This is a genomic window from Oleiphilus sp. HI0061 (assembly GCF_001635675.1).
The window spans coordinates 1-769 of sequence record NZ_LWFE01001606.1; the positions used below are offsets into that span (position 1 = coordinate 1).

At 43.2% G+C, this 769-nt stretch carries 1 protein-coding gene; it reads right to left on the minus strand.

Annotation, left to right across the window (positions count from 1 at the left end; all coding sequences use genetic code 11):
• Positions 1-749: phosphoglycerate kinase (locus A3735_RS24890; RefSeq protein ID WP_156499908.1), on the minus strand; the 749-nt coding region annotated here is incomplete at its 3' end.
• Positions 750-769: the final 20 nt, after the last annotated feature.

The window sequence follows — 769 nt, forward strand, 5'->3', positions numbered from 1 at the left end:
TGAGTCTTTTCGCTAAGAGCTTTAGCCTTGGGAATTAAATCTTCCTCACACAAAGACTTACCAACAGCCTTGCCATCAGCAGCTAAAAAGGTATTAGCAATACCGCCACCGACAATTAGCTGGTCAACAATATCAGAAAGTGACTCAAGCACTGTTAATTTAGTGGAGACTTTGGAACCACCAACAATAGCAACTAAAGGTCGCTTAGGTTCTTTTAATGCTTTTCCTAAAGCATCCAGTTCAGCAGCAAGCAAAGGGCCTGCGCAGGCAACAGGGGCAAATTTGCCGACACCATGCGTAGATGCTTGTGCGCGATGAGCGGTTCCGAAAGCATCCATCACATAAATATCACAAAGCTTTGCATAGGCCTTTGACAAAGCCTCATCATCTTTCTTTTCACCAACGTTAAATCTAACATTTTCAAATAACACAACGTCGCCGTCATTCAGACCGTCTGTATCCTGCCAATCTTTTAGTACTGGAATATCTTTACCGAGCAGATCGGACATATGACTAGCAACGGGCGCCAGTGAAAAAGCCTCATCATACTCACCCTCAGTTGGTCGACCCAAATGAGACATAAGCATTACTTTAGCGCCGGCTTCCATAGCATGCTTGATTGTAGGCAATGACGCTCGAATACGTGCATCACTCGTTACCTTTCCATCTTTAACTGGAACATTCAAATCTTCGCGAATCAAAACCCTCTTTCCTTTAAGGTCGAGATCCATCATTTTAAGAACAGACATATAATCTCCCATATAACATT